The 2054-nt window shown below is 75.8% G+C and carries 1 protein-coding gene and 1 pseudogene; both read right to left on the bottom strand.

Annotation, left to right across the window (positions count from 1 at the left end; translation table 11 throughout):
* Positions 1-959: pseudogene (locus IH13_RS0126880) on the bottom strand (lipopolysaccharide biosynthesis protein); the annotation flags it as partial.
* The coding region (locus IH13_RS0126885) for a glycosyltransferase family 4 protein (protein WP_063837501.1) at positions 956-2054 on the bottom strand (1099 nt) is incomplete at its 5' end. The pseudogene IH13_RS0126880 and the gene IH13_RS0126885, both read right to left, overlap by 4 nt.

Raw genomic sequence — 2054 nt, forward strand, 5'->3', positions numbered from 1 at the left:
TAGGCGAGCCGGAAGGCGACGGCCCGGTACTCCTCGGCGAGTCTGCTGCCGCCGCGCCCGATGGCGAGCAGCGCCCCGGCCTGCCCGCGCTCCCTGGGCAGGGAGCCGAGGAGGGGGGCGCCCAGGGACCGGACGAGTTCGCGGGTGGAGCGTACGGCGGGGTCGAAGACGAGGCGCACCCAGGACAGGAGCAGCCCGAGGGCGAGGCCCACCACGCCGCCGAGGCCCAGCAGGAGCGGCAGGCCCGCGCCGGTGGGTTCGGTGGGGGTGACGGGTTCCTTGTTCAGGTAGCCGGGGGTGGTGTCGAGGGCCTTGAGCTCGACGATCTTCCGGTTGAGCTCGGATATGGCGACGACGAGGTTGGCGCGGGCGCTGTCGGTGTCCTCGGCCGTGCCCCCGCCGGTCTGCAGTTGGTCGCGCTGCTCGACGAGGGGCTTCATCTGCGCGCGGTAGCCGTCGACCATGTTGTCGATGCTGCCCTCGGTGCGCCGGCGGCGGATTTCGAGGTAGGCGCCCGCCAGGGCGTCGGCGCGGGTCTTGGCGAGGCCGGGGTCGGTGGTGGTGTAGGCGAAGCGCAGGGTCAGCGTGTTGGGCGGGTTGGTGACCTGGAGGCCGCGCAGCAGCGTACGGGCGTCGGCCGCGTCGCCCTTCTTGGCGAGGGTGCGGGCGGCGAGGGCACCGACGGTGTCGCTGACGGCGGTCTGGCGTTCGGAGCCGATGTTGATGCCCTTGTCGGCGGAGGCGCCGGTGGCGAAGGGGTCGGCGGTCGCGGACCTCACCTGCACCTCGCCGGTGGCCGTGTAGGTGTCCTCGCCGCCCAGGGCGAGGAAGGCGCCGCCCAGGAGCCCGACGGCGACGCCTACGGCGAGCAGGGCCCGGTAGCGCAGGAGCTGGCGGAACTGGTCCCGCAGCAGCGCCGGTTCGTCCTGCTCCTCCAGTGTGCGGACCGCGTGCGTCATCGGTGTGCTCCCCCTCGTGCGTCTCGTGGCGCGTCGCGCCGCGCGTCCCCCAGGACTTCGGCGAGCAGGGCGTCGAAGCGGGACAGGCCCGCTTCGCGGCTCAGGTGGTCGGCGACGTACCGGGGCCCGTGGGCGCCCAGCGCGTCCGCCGCCGCCGGGTCGTCGGCCAGCGCGCGTACGGCGGCCAGGAGCGCGCCGGGGTCCTCGGGGGTGACGAGGACCCCGGCGCCCGCCCGGCGCACCTCGTCGGCGGTGCCGCCCCGGGCGGCGACGGAGGCGACGACGGGCCGCCCCGAGACGAAGTACGAGGTGAGCTTGGAGGGCACGCTCATGTCGAGCACCGAGGCCCGCTGGGTCACGGCGAGCACGTCGGCGGCGGCGAGCACGTCGGTGAACTCCCGCTCTCCGGCGGGCGGGGCGAAGTCGACGTTGGGCAGTCCGGCGGCGCTCGTACGCAGCGCCTCGCGCTGGTTGCCGTCGCCCATCAGCACGACACGGATGTCCGGGGCCCGCCGGGCGAGGTCGACGAGGACGTCCAGCCCCTGCTTGAGGCCCATGTTCCCGCAGTGCAGCAGCACGGGGGTGTCCTCGCGCCAGCCCAGCCGCGCCCGGGTGGCGGCCCGGTCCGCCGAAGGAGGCCGCACATGCGTCCAGTTGGGCACCACCCGGATGCGTCCGGCCGCCACCCCCAGGGCCCTGACGCCCGGGACGAAGCTCTCGTGGATGACACCGACGAGGGCCGCGTCCCGCAGGGCGTACCGCTCGGCCGCCGCCGCGGCGGACGCCGCCCTGCCACCGCCGCGGATGCCGCTCTGCGCGGCGGCGGCGCCCATCAGGTCCTGGACGACGGGTATGTACGGGACCCGGTGGCGGCGGGCGATCCGGGCACCGATGACACCGCCCGCGAGGCTGGGCATCTGGGAGACCACCGCGTCGGGGCGTCCCGGGGGCGGCGCGAGCAGGCCGTGGACCAGCACGGACGCCTCGAAGGCGGCGCGGCGCAGGGCGCTCTGCCGGGGCGGGACGTAGTGGCGGCGCCGGTGGACGCGGACCTGCTGCCGGCTCTCCTCGCGCCGCCACGCCCCGCGGTAGGCT

Source organism: Streptomyces sp. NRRL WC-3549 (genome assembly GCF_000721935.1).
GTDB lineage: Bacteria > Actinomycetota > Actinomycetes > Streptomycetales > Streptomycetaceae > Streptomyces.